The sequence below is a fragment of the Ruegeria sp. AH7 genome, from assembly GCF_056541325.1.
The window spans coordinates 74,224-97,728 of sequence record NZ_JBQFYF010000003.1 but is presented as its reverse complement, the minus strand read 5'-3'; the positions used below and the strand labels follow the sequence as shown (position 1 = coordinate 97,728).

Sequence of the window (23,505 nt, the reverse complement as noted above, 5' to 3'; positions counted from 1 at the left end):
TTACTACAACCCAAGAAAAGCCGACTAAGACGCCGCCTTCATTAGCCCTTGCGCATGAATCTCAGCCTGTGCCTCATCCAGCGATTTGTGGATGCGTATGAACATCTCGTCGATATCCGCCGGAGTCAGGATCAGCGGGGGAGAGATGATCATCCGGTCGCCAACATGGCGCATGATCAGGTTGTTGGCAAAGCAACGGTCGCGGCAGATATACCCCACGGTTCCGGGGGCCGAGGCGAATTTGGCGCGGTTTGCCTTGTCGGGCGTAAGTGCGATCGAGGCCATCATGCCGACAATCTTAGCCTCACCCACCAGCGGATGATCAGCTAGAGCCTCCCATTTTTTCTTCAGATAAGGAGCGGCGACGTCGCGGACGTGCTCGACGATCTTTTCCTCTTCGAGGATGCGTAGGTTCTCCAGCGCCACGGCTGCCGCAACCGGGTGCCCGGAATAGGTATAGCCGTGGTTGAACTCGGTTCCCCCGATCACCTCGGCGATTTCGTCATTGACGATGGACCCGCCGATGGGCGCATAGCCCGAGCTGAGGCCCTTGGCGATGGTCATGATATGGGGCTTGATCCCGACAGTTTGCGACCCGAACCAGTTGCCGGTACGACCAAATCCACAGATCACTTCATCGGCGATCAACAGGATATCGTATTTGTCACAAATACGCTGAACCTCGGGCCAATAGGTATCGGGCGCGACAATGACCCCGCCAGCGCCTTGCACGGGTTCAGCGATAAAGGCGGCGACGCGGTTTTCACCCAGCTCCAGAATGGCCTCTTCCAACTCACGCGCGCGGGCCAAGCCAAAGTCTTCGGGCGTCATGTCGCCCCCTTCGGCCCACCAATTCGGCTGGTTGATGTGGTGGATATTCGGGATCGGAATGCCACCCTGTGCGTGCATTCCGGCCATACCGCCCAGCGAGGCAGAGCCCACCGAAGAGCCGTGGTAAGCGTTATGGCGGCTGATGATGATGTTCTTGTCGGGCTGGCCTTTTTCGGCCCAATAGGTGCGCACCAGACGGATGTTGGTGTCGTTTGCTTCAGAACCACCGGCCGCAAAGAAGACGTGGTTCAAATCACCCGGTGCCAGTTCGGCAATCTTGGCCGCCAAGGCAATGGCGGGCACGTGGGTCGTTTTGAAAAACGTGTTGTAGTAGGGAAGCTCGCGCATCTGACGCGCGGCGACGTCGGCCAGTTCGTCGCGCCCGTAGCCGATGTTCACGCACCACAGACCGGCCATCGCGTCGAGGATTTCTTCTCCCTCACTATCAGTCAGGTAGACCCCTTTGGCGCGGGTGATGACACGCGCGCCTTCCTTTCCCAATGCACCATTGGCCGAGAACGGGTGAAGGTGATGGGCCGCATCCAGGGCCTGTAACTCAGCGGTGGGCATGTGGTTGGTGATGGTGGACATCCTGAAACCTCCTCAAGCAGTTTCTGGTCACAATATGATCAAATTTTTTACTGTCAATCGAATCGCGTGATTCAGGCTGGAGCCAGAGCGCCGATCATCAGCTCCATCCCTTGCTCAACATCCTGTGCAGTGGCCAGAGCGGCTTTGTTGGCATCTCCTTCGCGAAGCGCTGCGATGATGTCTTTGTGCCGATCAGGCATGCTTTGCGTTCCGAATCGCCCACTGACAACCCGCAGCGATGGACCGAATCTGAGCCATAGCCGCTCGGCCAAGTCACGCAGAATCGGGGCTTGGGCATGGGCGTAAAGCGCTTTGTGAAAAGCATGGTTCAAGCGAAGATAACCGTTGATGTCGCCGTCTTCGATCATACTGTCGAGACGCTGGTCGATCCGCTCCAGCTCATCAATATCAGCAGGGCTTAGATTGGGAGTCGCGCGTCTTGAAAGTTCTGATTCTATTGAACTTCTGGCAAATTTCATTTGGTCAATATCCGAATCAGAAATCAGTGGAACACTGACACGTCGATTGCCCTGAAACACCAATGCCCCATCAGATATCAGCCTCCGAATCGCTTCGCGCACTGGTGTCATTCCAACACCCAATGCATCGGCCAGACCCTGGATTGTAACCGGTTGCCCCGGAACCAAATCGCCAAACAGGATCTGCGACTTGAGGGTGTGGTAGACCTGTTCATGCACGGGGCTTTTTGTGTCGCTCATCTGTACTGCATTTGCCTTATTTTTGATCAAATCCAATGGGCTGGTTCCAGTTTCGATACCAGTCTCTTGCGGGGTAAGACCCTTCGTGAAACCATAGTCGGTACCATCGAAAAACGCAAAACTTGATCAAATCTGAAAAACCGGGAAAATACCCGGACATTTGCAGGGAGAAAAAAATGACAATCAAAACGCTGACGCTGACAGCGGTCATCGCATTGGGGACTTCGGCAGCCTTTGCCGAAGAGGTGCGTGTTTACAACTGGTCCGACTATATTGACGAGGACCTGCTGGCGAAGTTCGAAGAAGAGACCGGCCTGACGCTGATCTATGACGTCTTCGATAGTAACGAGGTTCTGGAAACCAAGATGCTGGCCGGTGGTTCAGGCTATGACGTGGTGGTGCCGTCGGGCACGTTCTTGCAGCGTCAGATTCAGGCTGGAGCATTTCAGGAACTGGATGCTGCCAAACTGGCCAATTCCGGCAACCTTTGGGACGTGATCCAGGATCGCACTGCAGGCTATGATCCGAACAACGCCTATTCCATCAACTACATGTGGGGGACGACCGGCATCGGTGTGAATGTTGGCAAGGTCAAAGAAGCTTTGGGCGACGACGTGGCCCTGAACAGCATGGACCTGGTTCTGAAACCCGAAAATATGGAGAAGCTGGCCTCTTGCGGTGTGCATTTCCTGGATGCGCCTGCCGAGATGATACCGATGACCCTGCAGTATCTGGGTGAGGACCCTGACAGCCATGATCCGGATGTCATCGCCAAGACAGAAGAAGTACTGACGGCGGTGCGCCCATACATTCAGAAATTCCACAGCTCGGAATACATCAATGCGCTGGCCAATGGCGATATCTGTGTGGCCGTCGGCTGGTCGGGTGACATCCTTCAAGCGCGGGACCGTGCGGCCGAGGCCGACAATGGTGTCGAGATTGAATACCATCCCTTCGCTGAAGGGTCGCTGATGTGGTTCGACCAGATGGCCATTCCTGCCGATGCGCCCAATCCTGAAGGCGCACACAAGTTCCTGGACTTCATCTTGGACGCCAACAACATGGCTGCTGCGTCGAACTATGTGTACTACGCAAACGGCAACAAGGCTTCACAGGAGTTTCTGGAGGAAGACGTGATCGGCGATCCGGCGATCTATCCGGATGATGCGACGATGCAGAACCTCTATATCACGACGCCCTATCCGTCGAAAACACAGCGGGTCGTGACCCGTTTGTGGACCAAGATCAAGTCAGGCACCTGATCTTGCAGCGCGGGGCGAAACAACGCCCCGCGTTTTTCTTTACCGTACAGAAATACGGGGGCCGGTTTGAACGCTGATGTCTTTGCGCCTTGGGATGATCCACAGGCGAAACCACTGATCCAGTTCCAGAATGTCACCAAACGGTTCGGGGGCTTCACCGCCATCGACAACCTGTCGCTGGACATTTTCGAACGTGAATTCTTTGCCCTGCTCGGTCCCTCGGGCTGCGGCAAGACCACGATGATGCGGATGCTGGCCGGATTTGAGACCCCGACTGAGGGGCATATCATGCTGGGCGGGCAGGACATTGATCCGATCCCGCCGAATAAGCGGGCGGTGAACATGATGTTCCAATCATACGCGCTGTTCCCGCATCTCAGCATTTGGGACAACATCGCCTTTGGTTTGCGCCGGGACAACATGCCCAAGCATGATCTTGAGGATCGGGTCGAGGAGATGCTGCGCCTGACACGGCTGGAACAATTCGCCCGCCGCAAGCCGCACCAGATTTCGGGTGGGCAAAGGCAGCGGGTCGCGCTGGCACGGTCGCTGGCGAAGGCTCCGAAGCTGTTGCTGCTGGACGAGCCCCTTGGCGCGCTGGACAAGAAACTGCGACAGGACACGCAGTTCGAACTGATGGATATTCAAGAAAAAACCGGCACCACCTTTGTGATCGTCACCCACGATCAGGAAGAGGCGATGACCGTTGCCAGCCGTGTAGCTGTGATGGATCAGGGCAAACTGATGCAGGTTGCCACGCCGGATCGTATCTATGAAAATCCAAACTCGGTCTACGTGGCCGACTTCATCGGAGATGTGAACATCATCGAAGGTCGTGCAACATTGACAGGGGATGAGACTTATCAGATTGATTGGGCCGAAGGACAGGCACCCCTGACTGCGACATCGGGCACTGAGCTTTCGAATGGTCAATCCTGCCATCTGGCCATCCGGCCCGAGAAGGTAACAATCTCCACCGATCGCCCGGCTGAGGCGATCAACGCTGTGCAGGGCAAAGTGCTGGACATTGCCTATCTTGGTAACCTCTCGACCTATCACGTGGAACTGTCAAACGGCACGATCATCAAGGCGCAATCTGCCAACACGCGCCGTATCTCGCGCCGATCCTTTACTTGGGAAGACCCGGTCTGGCTGTCTTGGACAGCAACGGCTGCGGTTTTGCTGGCGAACTGATGCGTCGCGCCCTGCTGATCGCAGTTCCCTATGTCTGGCTGCTGGCGCTGTTCATGGTGCCGTTCTTCATTGTGTTGAAGATATCGCTGTCCGACACTGAACTTGCGATCCCGCCCTATACGCCGACGCTGGACCTGTCACAGGGGTGGGCTGGCATCCGAGATTTCTTCAGCCAGTTGGATTTCGAGAACTTTATCTGGCTGACCGAGGATGACCTGTATTGGAAAGCGTACCTGTCCAGCGTCAAAATCGCGCTGATTTCAACTATTCTCACGTTGCTGGTGGGCTATCCAATCGCCTATGGTATGGCCCGCGCGCCCGAAGAATGGCGGCCAACACTGATGATGCTGGTGATCCTGCCGTTCTGGACCTCGTTCCTGATCCGCGTTTATGCGTGGATGGGAATTCTGTCGAATGAGGGCTACCTGAACCAGCTTCTGCTCTGGACGGGTATTATTTCTACCCCGCTGACCATTCTGAACACCAATACAGCGGTCTATATTGGCATCGTCTACACCTATCTGCCTTTCATGATCCTGCCGATTTACTCGGCGCTGGAGCGAATGGACGAATCCCTGATTGAGGCTGCTGAAGATCTGGGATGTTCCCGTCTGCAAGCCTTCTGGCTGGTCACGATCCCCCTATCGCGCCCCGGTATCATCGCCGGTTGTTTCCTTGTGATGATTCCGGTGATTGGCGAGTTCGTGATCCCGTCACTCCTTGGTGGATCGGGTACGCTGATGATCGGCAAGGTTCTGTGGGAAGAGTTCTTCTCAAACCGTGACTGGCCCGTCGCTAGCGCCGTGGCTGTCGTCCTGCTGTTGATCCTTGTGGTCCCAATTGTGCTGTTCCAGCGCAACCAGCAAAAACAGACGGAGGCCGAGCAATGAGCAAGCTAAGCTGGTTCAATGCCGTCTCGCTCACGCTGGGATTTGCGTTTCTGTACATCCCGATGATCATCCTGATCATCTTCAGCTTCAACGAAAGCAAGCTGGTTACGGTCTGGGCGGGTTTCTCGACCAAATGGTACGGCGAACTGGTCCAGAACGAGGCGTTTCTGGACGCTGCCTGGGTTACCGTCCGGGTTGCGGTGTTTTCGTCGACATTGGCGACGATACTTGGCACCGCTGCGGCCTATGTGCTGGTGCGTGGGGGCCGCTTCTTTGGACGAACCCTGTTTTCGGGCATGATCTATGCACCTCTGGTGATGCCCGAGGTGATTACTGGCCTCTCACTGCTGTTGCTGTTCATCGGGATCGGTTTGGACCGGGGTATTCTGACCATCGTTCTGGCACACACGACATTCTCAATGTGCTTTGTGTCGGTTGTGGTCTCATCGCGCCTTGTGACATTTGATCAGTCTTTGGAAGAGGCCGCGCTGGATTTGGGCTGTTCCCCCGCGCAGGCGTTTCGCCTTGTGACCTTGCCGATCATCGCGCCAGCCGTGATCTCGGGCTGGTTGCTGGCCTTTACCCTGTCGCTGGACGATCTGGTGATTGCGTCGTTCACCTCTGGCCCATCGGCGACGACCTTGCCGATCAAGATTTTCTCAGCGGTCCGGCTTGGGGTTAGTCCGGAAATCAACGCGCTTTCAACTATCATGATTGCGGTGGTCACGGTGGGGGTCATCACCGCATCGCTGGTCACCAAACGAGCGATGATGCGACAGCGGCAGGATGAAATGGCCGCTGCCCGCGCCGAATGAAACGCATCTATCCCGCCTACACCTACGGCCCCGGCCCGCGTGAGGGCTGTTGGTGGGATGAGACCTGCCCCAACCCTGAGTGGCCGGAACTGAACGGTGATCAGAGAGTAGACGTCGCCATCATCGGCGGTGGTTTCACTGGAACATCTGCCGCGTTGCACCTTGCCAAAGCGGGAGCTTCGGTCGCCGTGCTTGAAGCGGAAACCCCAGGTTGGGGCGCATCGGGGCGCAATGGCGGTTTCTGTTGCCTGGGCGGATCAAAACTGAGCCACAGGGCCTTAGAGCGCCGCTTTGGGCAGGACAGTGCCGCCGCTTATGAACAAGCAGAATACGATGCCGTCGCGTTGGTAGCTGCCTTGCTTGAGAAATATCAGATCTCGGCTGATACGCATTCAGTTGGTGAGACCCAGCTGGCGCATTCGTCGCGTGCGATGACGAAACTGCGCCGTTCCGCAGACCAAAACGGCACCTTGCACGAGCAAAAGGATTTGCCGGGGTTGGGCCTGAATGGCCCGTTTCTTGGCGGATACACGACTCCGGTCGGGTTTGGTCTGAATCCTCGGAAATACCTATTTGGGCTCGCTCAATCCGCAGCCGAATTGGGGGCGGTGTTTTGTCAGACCAGCCCCGTGCGGAAGGTCGAAAAAACCTCATCCGGTTTTGAACTTGAGCTGCCCAAGGGGCGCGTGCAGGCCGATCAGGTGCTGATCTGCACAAACGGGTATTCCAGCGAGGATGTTCCCGATTGGATGTCAGGCCGATATATGCCTGCGCAATCGACGGTTCTGGTCACACGGCCCCTCACCGAGGCCGAAAAGGCCGCGCAGGGCTGGACCTCGGACCAGATGTGTTACGATACGCGGCATCTTCTGCACTACTTCCGTCTCATGCCGGACGGGCGGTTTCTGTTCGGAATGAGAGGGGGGTTGCGATCTTCCGAGGCGTCCGAGAAGGCGATCAGGGACTTGGTGCAGCGGGATTTCAGACGGATGTTCCCGGCATGGTCCGAGGTTGAGATCACCCATATCTGGTCGGGTATGGTGTGTCTTTCACGTTCGCTGTTGCCCTATGCAGGTATCATTCCGGGATATCCTGGGATGTTCGCGGGGTTTGCGTTTCATGGCAACGGTGTTGCGATGGGCACCTACTGTGGCCGTGCGTTGGCGCGATTGGCTTTGGGGCAGGCGACGGGTCTGCCACAGCCGATGACGCAAACGCCCGCTCGGTTCCCGTTGGGGCGCATGCGGCGTGCGCTTTTGCCGCCCGCCTATGCGGCTATGGCGGTTGCTGATTGGTGATGTGCAGCTAACACAACGCCTCAACTTCAAGCTGAAACCCGCGCTCATAGTCCGGGGCACCATTTTCCATCCGCCACAGGCAATAGGCGGCCATGCGCCAGGCGAACCACGGTCGAAGCTGTTCGTATCGAGACAGGATGTCGGGGTCTCCGTAAGCGCTTAAAAAGCGGTTTTCCTGATCTCCGTCCAAAGGCCCACCCCGATAGAGCAGTTGCATCGCCGGGGACAGGAACATTGCCAGGTCTTCACATGGGTCGCCCAATGCAGGGCATTGCCAGTCAATCAGCGTCAGCTCGGATGCAGCGACCAGAATATTGCCGGGCACCGGGTCGCCGTGAATCAAGCATAGGTTTGCTGTTGGTGCGACTGCGTGATCTGGCCTCAGGCTCAGCAGTTTGTTTCGGGTTTCGGGGGCACAAAGGTCCAGGATGTCTTGACCATGTCGCGCAAGATCGGCACTCCCGTTACAGCCTGTTGGCGCTGCTACTCTGACCGCTGACTGATGCAATTGCCGGAGCAACAATGCAACGGGCGCGGGATCATCGTCCCAAGGGGTGCCGGGCGCATGATCGTACAGAACCCAATGATCTGCATGATAGCCACCGGCAGCGCATAGACGTGGCACAAACCCCGTAGGTTCCAATGCGGTAAGGCATCGTGCCTCTAGCGCGGCGTCGTTGCGAAACAGCGGGTTTTGCAACGACGTACGATAGAGTTTCAGAACGCGGTCGCTGTCTCCGCCCAGAACCTTCCAGACCTGATTGGTCCGCCCGCCGTAAAGGGTTTCGAAACGCGCATCGTTTTGCACCAGCTTTTGGTCGGAAAGCTGTTGAACAAGATCAGGCGGTGGTGAGGAAAAGTTTGGCAGGGTCAAAACCAGTTCTAGGGGCGAATCGCGATCCGCCTAGGTTTGGCCTGCGTGTCTGATCAGATCAAGCGCCTGATCGAACCCCGCTCACCTGATGTGTGGGAACAATCTGCCCGCCTTCGAGGGTCAGCAAGATCGAATCCGTGCCAATCTGCGCTTCAACCACCCGGCCGTATGAGGCGACAGGTGTTTCAGACAAGCGCTCTCCATCTTGATAGCTGCTAAGGGTTGCGGTGTAGTTGCCCGGCGGCAGTGGGTTGCCATCAGAGTCGGTGCCGGCCCAGGTAAACTCGGTCTGATCAAGCGGGACATCCGAGGTGGAAACCACTTCTCCATCCGCGTCCCGCACGGTCAGCGTAGCTTGATCCGCAGCTTCATGCGGAGCCGCAAACAGCGTCACCGGTTGGCTATCGAAGCTGAACCCGGATGTTGACCGGACATCCATGCCGACCCAATTCGCCAGTTCGCCCAGGTTCAGGCTGCCCATGCTGGATGTGAGTGACGCCAGCAAATCATTGGTCTGAACCTGCTGTTCCACCATCGAAAACTGCGCAAGTTGCGAGGCGTATTCGGCCGAGTCCATCGGGTCCAGCGGATCCTGATTCTGGGCTTGTGTTGTCATCATCAACAGGAAGGTTTCAAAATCCGAGGCGATGGCACTGGTCTTTGACCCTGAGGTTGCTTGCGACTGAACCGATGTCTGAGCGGCCTGTGTTGGATTGATCATGTTCAAAGCCTCATATCTATGCCCCGGCCCGGGGCGGTGTTCTTTGGAAACGGTGCAGCCTGCGCACCATGGTCCTGGGGCGTCAGGTCGAAGCTGTTAGCCTGTTGGTGATCGAGCGGATTTTGCTGCGAATCCGAGAAATTCCCGAGATCAAATGACAGGTCGCCATAGCCCAGTTTCTGAAACTCTTCGGACAGCACCGCGATATGGCGGCGCATCAGGTCCAGTGTCTCGGGCCGTTCAGCCGCAATTGTCAGGTGAAACCCGTCCTCGCGACCATTCAGAACAATGGAAACGCGCCCCAACTCCTCGGGATTCAGCGCAATTTCGATTGCGCCCGAGCCAGGCCGCGCCTGTATGGCTGCGGCCATTTGGCCCGCGATTGCCCGCGCAACCTCGGCCCGCGCCGCCTGTGCAGGCGCGCTGAGCGGTGCCGCCGAATCGCGGGCTGATTGCAACACGGGCTCCTCACCCAAGGCAGCAATAGGTTCGCTGGTATCGACTTTTAGAGCCTGTTCTGCGTCTCGCTGCCGGGCAGTGGCGCTCAATTGCAATTGCGCGACGCTGATGCCGACTGCCCCGTGGGGCACAGTTTGTGCTGGTTTTTGCGGTTGCGTGGCGGTGGGAGTCGTATCCGGGGCTTTGTCAGCAGGCACCGCATCGATCTGGACGGACCTGTCTTTTGCTTGCGTTGTAGCGGTGTGTATCGCGATCACACTGGTGTCGGGACGATTGGCCACATCCTTTTGAGCCACGAGTGTTTCCCCTTGTGGCTTTGGTTGAACTTGCTGCGCTGGGTCTGCAGGCCCGATCCTCGATTTGGGCATCACGCTATGTGCCGATTCTGTCGGAATATCCGCCCCGCCACGTCCCTGCTGTGCCATAAGTTCATCCCCAGGCTGCACTTGTGTTGGCGTGATTGTGAATTCTGTTTGCCCCACCTCGACAGGGTTTTGAGTTCCGAGACGCGGTACCGGGTCAGCTTCAGTTACATCCGGGTCCAAAGAATCACCTTTGACCGGGCGGATATCGGTTTCGGTCGCCACCGGAGCATCTTGATCCTCTGGCAGATCTTCAGACGAGATTTCCAGCTCAGGTGGTGCGTCCTGTTCATCGAGAATATCCTGAAACTGGCTCCCGGCTTTGTTATGGCGCGCTTTCTCTGCGCCCGCCTCGGGTCTGACGGTCGAGGTTGTGGCAGCTGTCATCAGTGTAAGCGGGTTGGGCATTTTGCTCCGGGCTCCGTCATGTCTGATCAGAAATCTGCCCGCAGGAAGTTACGTTTATTTTAACTGCTTTCACCTTTGATCGAGAAAGTTCGATGTAAATTTCGGAGAAAGCGATGAAGGTCACGGCGCTGCCCCAACCGGTTCAAACCAACGCAGATAAGCTGCAGGCCGCAGCGGTCGAGCTTGAGGCGACATTTCTGGCTGAGATGCTGAAATCCGCAGGGCTGGGTGAATCGCGCGATTCCTTCGGTGGGGGTGCAGGTGAGGATCAGTTTTCATCTTTCCTTGTCCAGCATCAGGCCCAGCAATTGGCCCAGTCGGGCGGCGTCGGTCTGTCCGAAATTCTGTTCAATTCAATGATGGAGAAATTCAATGACGGCTGAACCAAGCATGACGCTCATTAAATCTTTGGAAGAGATTCTGGATCTTGAACGCACTGCGCTGGTGGATGGCGATCTGGACCGCCTGACGCATATGGTGCCGGAAAAAGAGAAACTGATCGGCGCGATCAATGATCTGCAGGTACGCGACAGTGCCGATCTGATTCGGGTTCAGCAAAAGGTCGAACGTAACCAGGCCTTGTTAAACAGCGCGGCAGATGGCATCCGCGCCGTTGCCGCCCGCATGGCCGAACTGCGCCGCGTACGGCAGGAGTTCAGCACCTATGGGGCCGACGGGCAACGCAGCGGCTTTGCAGTTCGCAGCCACGCAAAGCTCGAAAAACGGGCTTAGTGCCGTGTTAATTCAAATCTGAAGTTTCGGGATCGGACATCTTAGCACTCCGTTAGGGGATCAGCGCCAAAAGTGTCCTTGCACCTGAAATCAGCAGGTGGCGCGAATGGCCACAGGGCGCATCGCACAGGTCAGAAAGACAGCCAAGCCTGCAGTTCTCTGCGGGGTGAACATGGGCGCAAATCGCCCGAAGTGAAAGGATGACAGCAATGTCCAGCATTCTGACAAACAATGGCGCAATGGTTGCGCTGCAGACCCTGAAGTCGGTCAACAAAAACCTGGCGATGACGCAGAACGCTATTTCAACAGGTAAGGACGTCGCAACTGCCAAGGATAACTCGGCGGTCTGGGCGATTTCGAAAGTGATGGAATCGGATGTCAAAGGCTTCAACGCGATTAAAGACAGCCTTGCTTTGGGTGAGTCGACTGTGGCGGTTGCGCGGAACGCATCTGAAACTGTGACCGATCTTCTGACCCAGATGAAAGGCAAGATCGTCGCCGCGCAGGAAGGTAACGTTGATCGGGCCAAGATCAATGATGACGTGACAGCGTTGCGGGATCAGATTGCATCGGTTGTTGGTGCTGCACAGTTCAATGGTTTGAACCTTGTGGATGGTTCTGCGGGTACGGTTTCGATCCTGTCTTCGCTGGACCGTGATGGCACTGGTGCAGTCAACTCGGCGTCTATCTCGGTCGCAAGCCAGGATCTGTCCATCGGTGGTTATACCGCCAAAGGCGTGCTTGCAGGTTCGGATGGTGCGACCACCGATAACGATGTGGCTGGGTTCACCATGGACCGCACAGCCGGCACGGGCGATATCTTGATCGACAGTTCCACTGACAACTTCGAAGTTGGCGACCGGGTCTCGATTCGGGTCGGCGATCAAGAAGTGTCTTACACCATCCAGGACAGCGATCTTGATCCTTCTGGAACATATGACGAGAACTATACCGACGCATTGGTGGCGGTTGGCCTGAAGAACGAGATTGATGCGCTTGGCATCACTGGATTGGCGGTTGACTACGACTCGTCGGGCGCTCCGAATACACTGTCCTTCGCAACAGGTACGGCGGCTGCCGGGGCTGACGCGGATCAGGATATCTCGGTGTCTGCTCAGTTCTCAAATGCTGGTTCGGGTGGTCTGGGTGCGCTTAGCTCGATTGACGTGTCCACCGACGCAGGTGCCGCTGCTGCACTTGGCACGATTGAATCGCTGATCGACACGTCGATTGACGCAGCAGCTGCTTTTGGTTCGGCCCAGGGTCGGATCGAGACCCAGCAGGATTTCGTGTCCAAACTGACGGATTCCTTCAAATCCGGCATCGGCGCGATGGTTGATGCGGATATGGAGGAAACCTCGGCCCGTCTTCAGGCGCTGCAGGTCCAGCAGCAGTTGGCGACCCAGTCGCTGTCGATTGCCAACCAGGCACCGCAGTCGATCCTGTCGCTGTTCCGCTAATCCCGGAGCTTGGCCGGGGCGCGGTTTTCGCGCCCCGGTTCTGACCGCCTGAAGACGGCCAATTGGAAGGATTTCAAGTGACCCCGCAAATGCTTGCTCACAACGCTTATGCGCAAACTGCCGCGCCTATTCGCACACCACGTGATACTGAATTCGAGGCGATCTCGAAAATCACACGCCGCCTGAAAGCGGCTGCAGCCAGCAAGACAACAGATTTCGCCGCGTTTGTGCAGGCCGTACATGAAAACCGTCGCTTGTGGACGGTTCTGGCGACGGGCGTTTCAGATTCCGACAACGCCTTGCCCAATGAATTGCGCGCGCGGATATTTTATCTGGCAGAATTCACGGAACACCATAGCAGTCAGGTCCTTGGCAACAACGCCACCGTGGAACCATTGTTGGAGATCAATACGGCGGTCTTGCGCGGCCTGCGACAGGGTGGGGCGGCATAATGGGGGGCCTTGTTCTGAAACTCGCCCCGAAGGAGAGGGTTCTGATCAACGGAGTTGTGATCGAAAATGGGGACCGTCGCAGCCGGTTCTCGATCATGACGCCTCAGGCCAATGTTCTGCGGCTGCGAGACGCGATACACCCCGATGAGGTTAACACCCCTGTCCGGCGCGTGTGTTATGCCGCACAACTTGTTCTGTCAGGTGATATGGACCCTGTTGAAGCGCGTCAGCAATTGCTGCGCCGGGTCGAGGAATTGAGCCAGGTTTTTACTGACTCCGACAGCCGCCGTGTGCTGGGCGAGGCCACGGATGCATTGGTAGGCGAGCAATACTACAAATGCCTCAAATCCCTTCGCTCACTCTTGCCGCGGGAAGAGCGTTTGATGGCCTATCAGCAATGACATTCCAACCCGTCATACCAACGGGTGGATTGGTCGGATGGCGTTTCCTCCAGCGAACTTATGAGTCGCAGTTTCAGGCTTTTTCGAGCTCGAACATCAACGAGCGCGAGAACCGCTACTTCCTGGAAAACATCGGCAAGATTGAAACGGCCGAGCAGCTGGTCTCAGACCGGCGTCTGCTGCAGGTCGCGCTGGGAGCCTTTGGTCTGGAAGGGGATCTCGACAATCGGTTTTTCATTCGTAAGATTCTGGAAGACGGGACCAGCGCAGATGACGCTCTGGCCAATCGGTTGGCCGACAAACGGTACCGGGAATTCTCGGACGCGTTTGGGTTCGGGCCAGGTCAAGTACGGCGAACCGGCTTTGCATCTTTGATGGAACAAGTTGCTCAGGACAACATGACGGCCAGGTTCGAGATTTCGGTTGGTGAATCGGATGAGACCATGCGGATCGCCCTCTATGCACAACATGCGCTGACCGAGTTGGCGCAAAAAAATGTCAGTACCGACACCAAATGGTTCGATCTGATGGGTTTGCCTCCGCTGCGCAGCATGATGGAAACGGCGCTGGGGTTGCCCTCATCTTTTGGGCAGTTGGATATCGATAAGCAGTTGGTCGAATTCAAGGACAGGCTGCTTCGGTTGACCGGGTCTGATGATCTGGCGCAATTCACCGAAGAAGACGCGGTTACGAGATTGACCGACACCTATCTGGCGCGCAGTCAGATCGCACAGTTGCAGAACACTACCTCGCCAGCACAGACCGCGCTTATCTTGCTTGGGGCGGGATAGGCAGAACCTGGTACTCAACCACCAGAGCTTTCAGGCGTTCCACTCGGAAGATTGGCCAATGCCATGGTAATAGGCGAACCGCTCTGGCGACGAAGAAACCGCTGCCGGGCTTGCTAAGAATTCAGTATCTCATCCGCGGATGTGCGCAGGGCGTAAGAGTTAACAGGCTTTGACACATTGTGCAGGGCAACTGCACCCAAGGGTTGCGCATGGGCACAGGCAGGGGCGATATCTTCGGACACAACAATGCGATGGCCGACCGTTTTGCCAAACTCACCTAGTCGTGCTGCCACATTTGCTGCGTGGCCGATGACTGTAAAATCCAGCCTCTCGCGCGATCCGACATTGCCATAAGTCACGCGCCCATAGGCGAGCCCGATTGAACAATCGCAGTGAATATCGGTGCCCGATTGCCGCAACTCGCCCAACCGTTCGACGATATCAATCGCCGTGCGCTGCGCGCTTTCACGCGCGAGGTCTGGGTTATCCAACGCCGGGAAAACTGCAAGCACAGCGTCGCCGATGAATTTCAGCACTTCGCCACCGTTTTCATGAACGATTTCCGAGACAGTTTCGAAAAACTCATTCAAGAGATTGATATAGGCTTCACGCCCCAGCTGTTCCTCCAGACTGGTGGAGTTGCGCAGGTCACAGAACATGATCGCGGCGTCGATCTCATCGCCGTCACCACGCCGGATTTCACCGCCCAGAACCCGCGCGCCTGAACGTTTGCCGACATAAGTTTCCAACAGCACCTGCGCATTTTCGCGCTGCATGAACACTTCGTAATAGCGCGCGATGACCGATGAGCATTCAAACACCAGCCCCAAGTTTTCGGTGGTAAAGCCGTTGGGGTGGTCGCAGGTGAGGGTCAGAACATTCGTGCGCCCATCTGAGAAAGGCAGGGGCATCGCTACGTAGTCTGTCGCACCTTTCTCACGCAAATCTTCCATGATGGGAAAGCTGTTATGCGGGTTTTCATCATTCAACCGCTGGCGCACGCCACCGAGCCCGTTGGAAACGTGGCGCAACGGGCTGTTGATAAAGGCAGGGTGGTCATAGATTTCATAAGTTGGTGCGCGGGTCAGGATCTCCTCCTGATCCTTTTCCCATATAAAATGCTTCCCCGCGATCAGCGGGTGCAGAGACCAGGCAAGGATGCTGAGGCGTTGGATCGCGATCCCGTGTTCCAGCATTTTCTCGGCCAGAGCTTTGGTAAAAGCCTCGGGCGTCGTCGCGGCCGAGGCACCGCGCATCAACCAGTCGATCAACGGGCCGCTGATGTTTCCGTCATCGGGATCGCGCAGCTGGTTCGGACCCAGGTCGATATCGGTGTAAGCGCCCGGCATAAATCCGATATGGCCCTGAATGGCGATGCTTTCTGGCAAAGCCTCTTCATAGGCCCAGACGGAATTGGCCAGATACTCGCCTTGCACGGTGATATCATGGTAAGTCGCGGTGCCCTTGAACGGACAGAAGGTCTGCAGCTCGGTCTCGGCGCCCAGATCGACACATAGGTCATCGCGGGGGATGTAGATGGTCGGCGGCAGTCGAGTTTCATACATCACCTTGGCGTTGTGGCTTTCGGCCAACAATGTATCGTTCCGATAAATGGCAATCTTGCCCTTTAGCGGTTCAACCGAGATTCCATAGCCCGTGGTTCTTGGTGTGGCGTGGACGTTCATGATCGACCTCCCTTGCCATGGGTCCACAAAGAATGGGGCCTTACGCCTTTCATTCCAAGAGGGATCATGCAGATTTTATCGGCTGCGGGTCCGAGCCCCCCTTGATGTCAGACCATCTGAATGACATCTTTTTCGATCGACAGCATATAGCCCTTCTTCGCGATGTTTTTCACCAACAACTCGCTGACCATCTGATTGCCCAAGGCATCGCGCAGACGTTTGATCCGTGTCGCACCTGCCGCTTCGTCGCAATCCGAGGCGTCCCGGCCTGAGATCATTCCTTCGATCTGCGCGCCGGACAGCACCTCATCATCCAGACGGGATTCCGCCAGAACCGACAGGGTTTCCATCGCTGCCGGGGTCAGTTTGAAATCCATGTTGTTGAGGTAAACGGTGTTTTCCTCGCGGCTGATCAGCAGGGAAGTAACCTGTATCCCTGTGCGTTCAATCTGGGCCATGCGACGGTTCAGCAGCACCAGCATCACCAGAAATACAAAGGCCGAAATCAGCATCGCGCAGGAAAAGACCAGCAAGACGTAGATCACCATCCGATAGCTGGCCAGCGTGTCCGCAAAGGCGGTGCCGGATTGAGCCAGAATTTCCAACAGCCGGATTTCTGCCTGCGAGGTCAGATCACTTTCGACGAACAGCCGTTCAACCCGTGCGTTGAAGGCGTTGGCATCGGGCAGTGTCCATAACAAAAAAGCGGCGGCGGTGATAAGGATGATCAGGATCGCGGCGATCCCCAGCCCCACCAGCCGGGTACCGGACCGTCTTGCATCAGAAACGGAGATAGAATTTTCCGGCATTGGCCTTCCTTTGATCCAACCCTTCCGGCCCGAACACCGTCATTACATTCAGCAAGGTCCAGCCAGACCCTTGCAAGCGCTGGGCAACTTCTTGCTTCGCCTGACCTTTGTCGCACGAGGTCACCTGCATCACACCGTAGTGCAGGCGCAACGGGTTGTCCTGTTTTGCCTTGTAGTCCGCGTAGCAATCCGCTGCGGACGCGACTGAGCCCACCGATATCAGGGACGCCAGGGCCAAAGAAGAGATGATCTGTTTCATAGGCCGCATCCTGCGCATGGGTTGGTCCGATATTCAATAACGCAAGGGGTTTGCGCAGGCTGATATTGGATAGCAGAGGCCTGTTATTGCCTGTCTGAAAGGTGTGGGCCCAGTTTGGATACATCGAATGCGCGGCCCGTCATGTGGTCGCATCCACATCCGAAAGGACAAGCAAGATGCACAAGAAATTCATCGCTCTGATCATTGGGATTGCCATGGCTGTAACGGGGGTTTCCGCCTCACAAGCGCGCGCAGCGGACACGCGTGACATACTGGGCGGGCTGGCTGCGATCGCGATCATTGGCGCGGCGGTCAATCACTATAACAAGGAAAAACGCAAAGATCGTGAACGTGCTTCGCGGCAATATACCCATGTGGACCCAAAACCGCGCCATGTGAAACCACTGCCCAGACGGGTGGCGCGTTATGATCTGCCTCAACGCTGTCTGCGAACTTTCAATGCCTACGGGGACCGGCCGCTGTTGGGGACCGGGTGCCTAAACAAGCATTACAAACACGCCAATAGCCTGCCACAAGAGTGCAAGGTCGGTTTCTGGAATGGCAAAAAGGTAAAACGGGCCTACGAGCCTGCATGCCTGCGCCAACAAGGTTACCGCGTGGTTTATCAGTAATCAGTCACGAGCAGGAGCGGTGCCGCAGAAGCACCGCGCAAGAGAGGGGGCGGCGCAAGCGGCCCTCTCTTTTTTCTTGCGGTCGGTGATGAAACACGGTTTTCCAAAGGGATGATGGTTCCGAATTTTGAGCTTGAGCAGGCCCTGTTGGACGGCGGGCGTCTTCGCATCGCGGGTGTGGATGAGGTGGGGCGCGGCCCATTGGCTGGGCCGGTGGTTGCGGCCGCCGTGATCCTGAACCCGCTGGACATTCCCGAAGGGTTGAATGATTCCAAGAAGCTGACCGCGAAACGCCGCGCCGCTTTGGATGCGGCGTTGCGGGACCGGGCAGAGTTTGCAGTGGCCGAAGCATCCGTGGCCGAGATTGATGAGATCAACATCCTGCGCGCCTCGCATTTGGCAATGGAGCGGGCGGTGGCGGCCCTGGACCTGGCGCCTGATTATCTGCTGATCGATGGCAATATGATCCCGCGCGGCCTGAAGATCCCCGCCCAAGCCGTGGTCAAAGGAGACGCCCGATCAGTGTCGATTGCGGCGGCCTCGATCCTTGCCAAAAACTGGCGTGATCAACTGATGGTGGATTTGGCGCAACAGCATCCGGGATATGGATGGGAGACAAATGCCGGTTATCCGTCAAAACAGCACCGTGACGCGCTGCAAAATCTTGGTGTGACCCCACACCATAGACGTTCATTCAAACCGGTCCACAATATCTTGTATCAAGAGTAAATTGTAAGTCACTGATTCAAAAAAGAATTTGACGGCGAATCATCTTTGACTCATCCTTGTCTCAACCAAATGAGCGCAGAAGCGCCGTGGAACTGAGGCAGTGATATGACCACCATTAAGACAAAGGGCGCAGCCGCGCTCCCTTTAAACACGATTCTTTCCGGAGACTGCATCGACGTGATGAACAGTCTGCCCGAGGCGTCGGTTGACCTGATTTTCGCGGATCCACCGTATAATCTGCAACTGAAAGGTCAGTTGCATCGCCCCGATAACTCTCAGGTGGATGCGGTCGATGATCACTGGGATCAGTTTAGCAGTTTCGGTGCCTATGATCAGTTCACGCGGGAATGGTTAAAGGCGGCACATCGCCTGCTGAAACCCAATGGTGCGATCTGGGTGATCGGGTCTTATCACAACATCTTCCGCGTTGGCTCGGCGCTGCAGGATGCGGGTTATTGGATTCTGAATGACGTCGTGTGGCGCAAGTCGAACCCGATGCCGAATTTCCGTGGCAAGCGCTTTACCAACGCGCATGAGACGATGATCTGGGCCTCGAAACAGGAAGGCGCGAAATACACGTTCAACTACGAAGCGCTGAAGGCCCTGAACGAGGGCGTGCAAATGCGCAGCGATTGGGTGCTGCCGATCTGCACCGGGCATGAACGTCTGAAAGACGACAACGGCGATAAGGCACATCCCACGCAGAAACCGGAATCGCTGCTGCATCGCGTTCTGATCGGGTCGACCAATCCGGGCGACGTGGTGTTGGACCCGTTCTTTGGTACTGGCACCACGGGTGCCGTCGCGAAAATGCTTGGTCGTGAGTTCATCGGCATCGAGCGCGAAGAAAGCTATCGCAAGGTCGCCGAAAAGCGCATCGCAAAAGTGCGCAAGTTTGACCGCGAGGCGCTGGAGGTCAGCGCCAGCAAACGCGCCGAGCCGCGCGTGCCCTTCGGCCAGTTGGTCGAACGCGGCATGCTGCGTCCGGGTGAGGAACTGTATTCCATGAACCAGCGCCACAAGGCCAAGGTTCGGGCAGACGGCACATTGGTCGGTGACAATGTCAAAGGTTCGATCCATCAGGTTGGCGCGCATCTGGAAAACGCCCCCTCCTGCAATGGCTGGACATATTGGTGCTTCAAACGCGATGGCAAGACAGTGCCCATCGACGTGTTGCGTCAGCAGATCCGGTCTGAGATGCACAACTGATTTCAAGAATACCGCCGGTGCCTGTGGCCTGACACAAGGCACTCAGCCTTGCCCCGCCGATCCTACGGCGGGGTCTTTTGTTTTTGGCCAAGGAATGATTGCATAAGCCAAACTCGTCAGACCGTACAGGAGTGCTGACCCTTGACCGATATCGCACCCAGCCCGTCCCGCTTTAGCCGTTTCTTTATAACTCAGCCGGACGATTTTGATCTGGACCACAAATACGCCGAAGAGGCGCTGGAACGGCACAAGCGCGAAGGGCTGGAGCTGGCGGTCAGGGCCCGCTGGGTTGCGATGGGTTTGACCGGGATTCTGCTGATCTATCTGAACCCAAACTGGGAGGTTCTGTACTATCACTTCATCCTTTTGCTGATTTGCGCAAACGGCTGGTTGATCCAGCGTGCGGGGCGCGTCGGGCAATCCAGGGTCGAGCTGCTTTTGATCTTTGCCGATCTGCTGATCATGACGCTTGGTATGATCGTCCCGAACCCGTTCAGCGATGATGTACGGCCCCTTGCGACACAATTTCGGTTCGACAACTTCCAGTACTTTTTCATTATTCTTGCTGCGGGAACGCTGGCCTATTCATGGCGCACTGTTGTTGCGATCGGATCCTGGACGGCTATGATTTGGACCGTTGGCTGGGTTATTGCCTGGTGGGTTGCAACGCCATTCCCTGAATTGGGTGACAGTGTCTTTGTCGCGCTGCAAGGGTATCCCGATCTACAGGGATTGCTTGATCCCAACAATTTCCTTGTTTCTCTGCGGGTTCAGGAAGTCATCGTATTTGTGATGGTCGCTGTGACCTTGGGCATTTCGATGCGACGGCTCAATCGCCTTTTGCTCAGCAATGCAGGACTGGAGAGGGAACGCGCAAACCTGTCACGGTATTTCTCGCCGAATGTGGTTGAATCATTGAGCCATAACGATGAGCCACTGAAACAGGTTCGCAAAGAGAACATAGCGGTTTTGTTTATCGACATTGTTGGGTTCACCCGGTTTGCAGCGGGTCGTGATCCTTATGAGGTGATCGAGGTTCTGCGCGGATTTCATGGGCGGATGGAGACCGAGGTATTTCGGCATAACGGTACGTTGGACAAGTATCTTGGCGATGGCCTGATGGCCACGTTTGGAACGCCGGTCACAACGCCGTTGGATGCGACCAACGCGCTTGGCTGCGCGCGGGCCATGGCCGAGGTTATCGAGAGATGGAACCTTGAACGCCGGCGCGCGGGTGAGGTCGAGATTCACGTCGGGATCGGGGTCCACTATGGCTCGGTCGTTTTGGGAGATATCGGTGCCAACCGGCTGGAGTTTGCGGTGATCGGCGATGCGGTGAACGTTGCGGCTAAGCTTGAGGCGATGACCCGTGAATTTAAAGCGGATATTGTGATCAGCGATGCGCTGCGGGATCAAGCTATGAAAGAAAGTCCGACGAGCCAGCCATTGCTGGAAGGGTTCGCCCAAAAAGCCAGCCAACCGGTGCGTGGCGTTGAAAACCCTATGGATATCTGGATCAACTAAGGGGCCCCGCCCGGAGGGGCCGCATCAAAGATGCAACCCCACCCGTTGGGCAAGGGCAGCGCGCAGGAAGCGCTGCGGTCAGGTACTTGGCTGTGGGTTCAGCGCTTGGTTGTAAGGGTGCCAATCCGTGATTTCGGGGTAGTATTGCCGCCGCCAGGCCCGGACCCGAGGGTTCATGACGCGCCGCCACAGGGGCGGGATCATCGCGGCAACGGTCATCACGGGGTAGCCATAGGGCAGTTGCGGCGCGTCCTCTTGTGCATGGTTTTGCAACAAGGGGAAGCGCCGGTTTGGTTTGTAATGGTGGTCGGAGTGACGCTGAAGGTTGATCAGCAGCCAGTTCGAGGCTTTTTGCGCGGCATTCCAAGAATGGCGGGGCAGGACATGTTCGTATTTGCCGCCGCCCATGTGTTTCCGCGTCAGCCCGTAATGTTCGACATAGTTGACCAATTCCAGTTGCCAGATAGCAACGCCCGCCTGCAACAAGAACAATCCCAGCCCGGCCCATCCTCCGATCAGCCCGGCCAGCAGAAGCATCTCGCCTTGTAGCGTCCAATAGCGCCAGAACGGGTTTGCACGGTCTGTCCAAGGGCGATCTTTGCGGGCAAGCTTGTCCTTCTCGGCCTGAAAGGCTGAGACCAGACATTGCAATAAAACGCGTGGATAGAAGCGATGGAACCCCTCATTATAGCGCGCGGTAACCGGGTCTCGTGGCGTTCCGACATAGCGGTGATGCACCAGCAGATGTTCGGATCGGAAATGTGAATAGAGGACCATTGCCAGCAGGATATCCCCCAGCCAGCGTTCCAGCCGAGACCGCTGGTGCATCAGTTCATGGCTGTAATTGATACCCACCGTGCCCGACAGGATGCCCATACCGAAGAACAGGCCAATCTTAGACCAGGTCGTCAGATGGTCGGTATGGGTTGCATACCAGATCAGGCCAAACAGGGTGACGAACTGAGCAGGGACCCAAAGCTTGGTCAGCAATATGTACCAATGCAGGATATCGTCGGGCGTTTCCGGGTCTGCATTATCAAGATTGAGCCCGGTGAGCCGATCCAGCGCAGCAAAGGCCCACCAGGTGGACAAGGGGATCAGCAGGACCCACCATCCGCCTGCTATTGCTGTGGCCCAGATCAAGGGGATCAACAGGAACGATACCCAGAAGGGCATAGCGGTCTGCCAGCGGGTCAGGGTTTGAGTTGCGATCATCTAGTGCTCCGAACCTTCGAGCGCAGCCTAGCCCGAGCAATCGCGCTTGGACAGCGGGCTTATTGCCCCCTCCACAAATCGTGAGCCTTGCGCATCACAGTAGGGAGGTCGCTGGGTTTGAACTCATGCTTGGTCAGAAGTGTCAGTCCGTCTGGTATGGTTTTGGCCGGCAGCTCGGCTGTCCAGATTTTCAGCACCAGATGGAAATGTGTAAAAGTATGGCGCACTTCGCCCGGCAGGGTACGCCAATCCGCTGGGAAAGGGGGCGCTTCGGCAGCAGTTTCAGACCAGTCAGACCCGGGCCAGCCGAGCATACCGCCCAATAGACCCTTATCAGGACGGCGTTCCAACAGCAGCGCCCCGTCCATGCGTTGGGCGATGTAGATATGGCCGAAGCGGGTGGGTTTGGGCTTTTTCGGTGTTTTCTTTGGCAGCTCTGCCTGTGTTCCGGCGATCCGGGCCTGGCAGGGATCGCGCAGCGGGCAAATGCCGCAGGCGGGGGATTTTGGAGTGCAGATGGTTGCGCCCAGATCCATGACCGCTTGTGCGTAGTCCCCGGGCCGCTGTTGGGGAGTCAGCGCAGAGGCTTTTTCCTTCAGAACGGATTTCGATCCGGGCAGCGGATCGTGAATGTCATAAAGCCGCGCCATCACCCGTTCGACATTGCCGTCCAGCACAGTCTCGGGCCGGTTAAAGGCAATGGCCGAGATCGCAGCGGCGGTGTAGGGGCCAATTCCGGGCAATTGCAGAAGCGCACCGTAAGTGTCCGGAAACTGCCCATTGTGATCCTCAGCCACGACCCGCGCGCATTTCAACAGGTTGCGGGCGCGAGCATAGTAGCCAAGTCCGGCCCATTCACCCATGACCTGATCATCCGGTGCGGCGGCCAACGCCTGAACCGTGGGCCAGCGCGTGGTGAAGCGCATGAAGTAATCGCGCACGGCGGCCACGGTTGTTTGCTGCAACATCACCTCGGATAGCCAGACGCGGTAGGGGTCAGGCTGTACATCAGTCGCACGATCCGCCGGGCCCACGCGCCATGGCATTTCGCGGGCGTGGCGGTCGTACCAGTCCAAAAGCGCGGTGCTCACGCTGAATTCAGTGATGTCACGCAAGTTTTATCTAACTCCCCGTCAGGTTTCGCTGGCACCTGCCATCCTGCCCATTACAATAGCGGCGCAGG

The 23,505-nt window shown here is 56.8% G+C and carries 25 protein-coding genes; 15 read left to right on the top strand and 10 right to left on the bottom strand.

Annotation, left to right across the window (positions count from 1 at the left end):
* Nucleotides 1–24: 24 nt before the first annotated feature.
* Entirely contained in the window at nucleotides 25–1,422 is a 1,398-nt protein-coding gene (locus ACR0JX_RS08700) for an aspartate aminotransferase family protein (RefSeq protein ID WP_480543182.1), read from the bottom strand.
* A gap of 71 nt (nucleotides 1,423–1,493) precedes the next feature.
* Nucleotides 1,494–2,141: a GntR family transcriptional regulator gene (locus ACR0JX_RS08695; protein WP_480543180.1), complete on the bottom strand. Its 648-nt coding sequence runs from the start codon at nucleotides 2,139–2,141 to the stop codon at nucleotides 1,494–1,496.
* A gap of 176 nt (nucleotides 2,142–2,317) precedes the next feature.
* Between ACR0JX_RS08695 and ACR0JX_RS08690 the strand changes: the two genes are divergently transcribed.
* From ACR0JX_RS08690 to ACR0JX_RS08670, 5 genes are all read left to right on the top strand, one after another.
* Nucleotides 2,318–3,403, top strand: coding sequence for a polyamine ABC transporter substrate-binding protein (locus ACR0JX_RS08690; protein WP_480543178.1), 1,086 nt, complete (start codon nucleotides 2,318–2,320; stop codon nucleotides 3,401–3,403).
* 66 nt (nucleotides 3,404–3,469) lie between these two features.
* Nucleotides 3,470–4,597, top strand: a complete 1,128-nt coding sequence (locus tag ACR0JX_RS08685; protein ID WP_480543176.1) for an ABC transporter ATP-binding protein — start codon at nucleotides 3,470–3,472, stop codon at nucleotides 4,595–4,597.
* Complete coding sequence (locus ACR0JX_RS08680) at nucleotides 4,597–5,487, top strand: ABC transporter permease subunit (protein ID WP_480543174.1); 891 nt, start codon at nucleotides 4,597–4,599, stop codon at nucleotides 5,485–5,487. The genes ACR0JX_RS08685 and ACR0JX_RS08680 overlap by 1 nt, the downstream gene beginning before the upstream one ends.
* Entirely contained in the window at nucleotides 5,484–6,302 is an 819-nt protein-coding gene (locus ACR0JX_RS08675; protein ID WP_170533516.1) for an ABC transporter permease, read from the top strand. The genes ACR0JX_RS08680 and ACR0JX_RS08675 overlap by 4 nt, the downstream gene beginning before the upstream one ends.
* Nucleotides 6,299–7,600 carry an NAD(P)/FAD-dependent oxidoreductase gene (locus ACR0JX_RS08670; protein WP_480543172.1) on the top strand — a complete coding sequence of 434 codons (1,302 nt, stop codon included), beginning with the start codon at nucleotides 6,299–6,301 and terminating at the stop codon, nucleotides 7,598–7,600. The genes ACR0JX_RS08675 and ACR0JX_RS08670 overlap by 4 nt, the downstream gene beginning before the upstream one ends.
* Before the next feature lie 7 nt (nucleotides 7,601–7,607).
* Here the strand turns inward: ACR0JX_RS08670 and ACR0JX_RS08665 are convergent, their stop codons facing one another.
* From ACR0JX_RS08665 to ACR0JX_RS08655, 3 genes are read right to left on the bottom strand one after another with little or no spacing between them, the layout of a single operon-like run.
* Nucleotides 7,608–8,474, bottom strand: a complete 867-nt coding sequence (locus tag ACR0JX_RS08665) for a phosphotransferase family protein (protein WP_480543170.1) — start codon at nucleotides 8,472–8,474, stop codon at nucleotides 7,608–7,610.
* A 58-nt stretch (nucleotides 8,475–8,532) separates the two neighbouring features.
* A complete protein-coding gene (locus ACR0JX_RS08660) occupies nucleotides 8,533–9,195 on the bottom strand; it encodes a flagellar hook capping FlgD N-terminal domain-containing protein (protein ID WP_480543168.1) in 663 nt (220 codons plus the stop codon).
* A gap of 2 nt (nucleotides 9,196–9,197) precedes the next feature.
* A complete protein-coding gene (locus ACR0JX_RS08655; RefSeq protein WP_480543166.1) occupies nucleotides 9,198–10,424 on the bottom strand; it encodes a flagellar hook-length control protein FliK in 1,227 nt (408 codons plus the stop codon).
* Between the two features lie 113 nt (nucleotides 10,425–10,537).
* On the opposite strand from ACR0JX_RS08655, the gene ACR0JX_RS08650 reads away from it, so the two are divergent.
* The 6 genes from ACR0JX_RS08650 to ACR0JX_RS08625 all read left to right on the top strand — a co-directional run bounded on the left by ACR0JX_RS08650 (nucleotide 10,538) and on the right by ACR0JX_RS08625 (nucleotide 14,260).
* On the top strand, nucleotides 10,538–10,807 hold the full coding sequence (locus tag ACR0JX_RS08650) for a rod-binding protein (RefSeq protein WP_170533505.1): 270 nt from the start codon (nucleotides 10,538–10,540) through the stop codon (nucleotides 10,805–10,807).
* A complete protein-coding gene (locus tag ACR0JX_RS08645) occupies nucleotides 10,797–11,156 on the top strand; it encodes a flagellar biosynthesis protein FlgN (protein ID WP_353008959.1) in 360 nt (119 codons plus the stop codon). Before ACR0JX_RS08650 ends, ACR0JX_RS08645 begins: the two co-directional genes overlap by 11 nt.
* Nucleotides 11,157–11,365: 209 nt before the next feature.
* On the top strand, nucleotides 11,366–12,616 hold the full coding sequence (locus tag ACR0JX_RS08640) for a flagellin N-terminal helical domain-containing protein (protein ID WP_170533499.1): 1,251 nt from the start codon (nucleotides 11,366–11,368) through the stop codon (nucleotides 12,614–12,616).
* Nucleotides 12,617–12,693: 77 nt separating this feature from the next.
* Nucleotides 12,694–13,068, top strand: a complete 375-nt coding sequence (gene flaF, locus ACR0JX_RS08635) for a flagellar biosynthesis regulator FlaF (RefSeq protein ID WP_480543164.1) — start codon at nucleotides 12,694–12,696, stop codon at nucleotides 13,066–13,068.
* Nucleotides 13,068–13,469 (top strand): flagellar biosynthesis repressor FlbT, encoded by a 402-nt coding sequence (gene flbT, locus ACR0JX_RS08630; RefSeq protein ID WP_353008964.1) that lies wholly within the window; start codon nucleotides 13,068–13,070, stop codon nucleotides 13,467–13,469. Before flaF ends, flbT begins: the two co-directional genes overlap by 1 nt.
* Complete coding sequence (locus tag ACR0JX_RS08625) at nucleotides 13,466–14,260, top strand: DUF1217 domain-containing protein (protein ID WP_480543162.1); 795 nt, start codon at nucleotides 13,466–13,468, stop codon at nucleotides 14,258–14,260. The genes flbT and ACR0JX_RS08625 overlap by 4 nt, the downstream gene beginning before the upstream one ends.
* Before the next feature lie 113 nt (nucleotides 14,261–14,373).
* Here ACR0JX_RS08625 and ACR0JX_RS08620 read toward each other — a convergent pair whose 3' ends face one another.
* From ACR0JX_RS08620 to ACR0JX_RS08610, 3 genes are all read right to left on the bottom strand, one after another.
* On the bottom strand, nucleotides 14,374–15,945 hold the full coding sequence (locus ACR0JX_RS08620; RefSeq protein WP_480543160.1) for a DUF427 domain-containing protein: 1,572 nt from the start codon (nucleotides 15,943–15,945) through the stop codon (nucleotides 14,374–14,376).
* Between the two features lie 107 nt (nucleotides 15,946–16,052).
* The gene (locus ACR0JX_RS08615; RefSeq protein ID WP_480543158.1) at nucleotides 16,053–16,754 is read right to left on the bottom strand and encodes a winged helix-turn-helix domain-containing protein; all 702 of its coding nucleotides are present in this window, start codon (nucleotides 16,752–16,754) and stop codon (nucleotides 16,053–16,055) included.
* Nucleotides 16,726–17,013 (bottom strand): hypothetical protein, encoded by a 288-nt coding sequence (locus tag ACR0JX_RS08610; protein ID WP_353008971.1) that lies wholly within the window; start codon nucleotides 17,011–17,013, stop codon nucleotides 16,726–16,728. The genes ACR0JX_RS08615 and ACR0JX_RS08610 overlap by 29 nt, the downstream gene beginning before the upstream one ends.
* 176 nt (nucleotides 17,014–17,189) lie before the next feature.
* Between ACR0JX_RS08610 and ACR0JX_RS08605 the strand changes: the two genes are divergently transcribed.
* The 4 genes from ACR0JX_RS08605 to ACR0JX_RS08590 all read left to right on the top strand — a co-directional run bounded on the left by ACR0JX_RS08605 (nucleotide 17,190) and on the right by ACR0JX_RS08590 (nucleotide 21,107).
* Nucleotides 17,190–17,645 carry a hypothetical protein gene (locus ACR0JX_RS08605; protein ID WP_480543156.1) on the top strand — a complete coding sequence of 152 codons (456 nt, stop codon included), beginning with the start codon at nucleotides 17,190–17,192 and terminating at the stop codon, nucleotides 17,643–17,645.
* 111 nt (nucleotides 17,646–17,756) lie between these two features.
* Entirely contained in the window at nucleotides 17,757–18,374 is a 618-nt protein-coding gene (locus tag ACR0JX_RS08600; RefSeq protein WP_480543154.1) for a ribonuclease HII, read from the top strand.
* A 105-nt stretch (nucleotides 18,375–18,479) separates the two neighbouring features.
* A complete protein-coding gene (locus ACR0JX_RS08595) occupies nucleotides 18,480–19,583 on the top strand; it encodes a DNA methyltransferase (RefSeq protein WP_480543152.1) in 1,104 nt (367 codons plus the stop codon).
* Between the two features lie 141 nt (nucleotides 19,584–19,724).
* On the top strand, nucleotides 19,725–21,107 hold the full coding sequence (locus ACR0JX_RS08590; protein ID WP_480543151.1) for an adenylate/guanylate cyclase domain-containing protein: 1,383 nt from the start codon (nucleotides 19,725–19,727) through the stop codon (nucleotides 21,105–21,107).
* Between the two features lie 78 nt (nucleotides 21,108–21,185).
* Here ACR0JX_RS08590 and ACR0JX_RS08585 read toward each other — a convergent pair whose 3' ends face one another.
* Together ACR0JX_RS08585 and mutY are read right to left on the bottom strand one after the other, a co-directional pair.
* Nucleotides 21,186–22,322: an alkane 1-monooxygenase gene (locus ACR0JX_RS08585; RefSeq protein ID WP_480543149.1), complete on the bottom strand. Its 1,137-nt coding sequence runs from the start codon at nucleotides 22,320–22,322 to the stop codon at nucleotides 21,186–21,188.
* Nucleotides 22,323–22,381: 59 nt separating this feature from the next.
* Nucleotides 22,382–23,437, bottom strand: a complete 1,056-nt coding sequence (gene mutY, locus ACR0JX_RS08580; RefSeq protein ID WP_480543148.1) for an A/G-specific adenine glycosylase — start codon at nucleotides 23,435–23,437, stop codon at nucleotides 22,382–22,384.
* Between the last annotated feature and the right edge of the window lie 68 nt (nucleotides 23,438–23,505).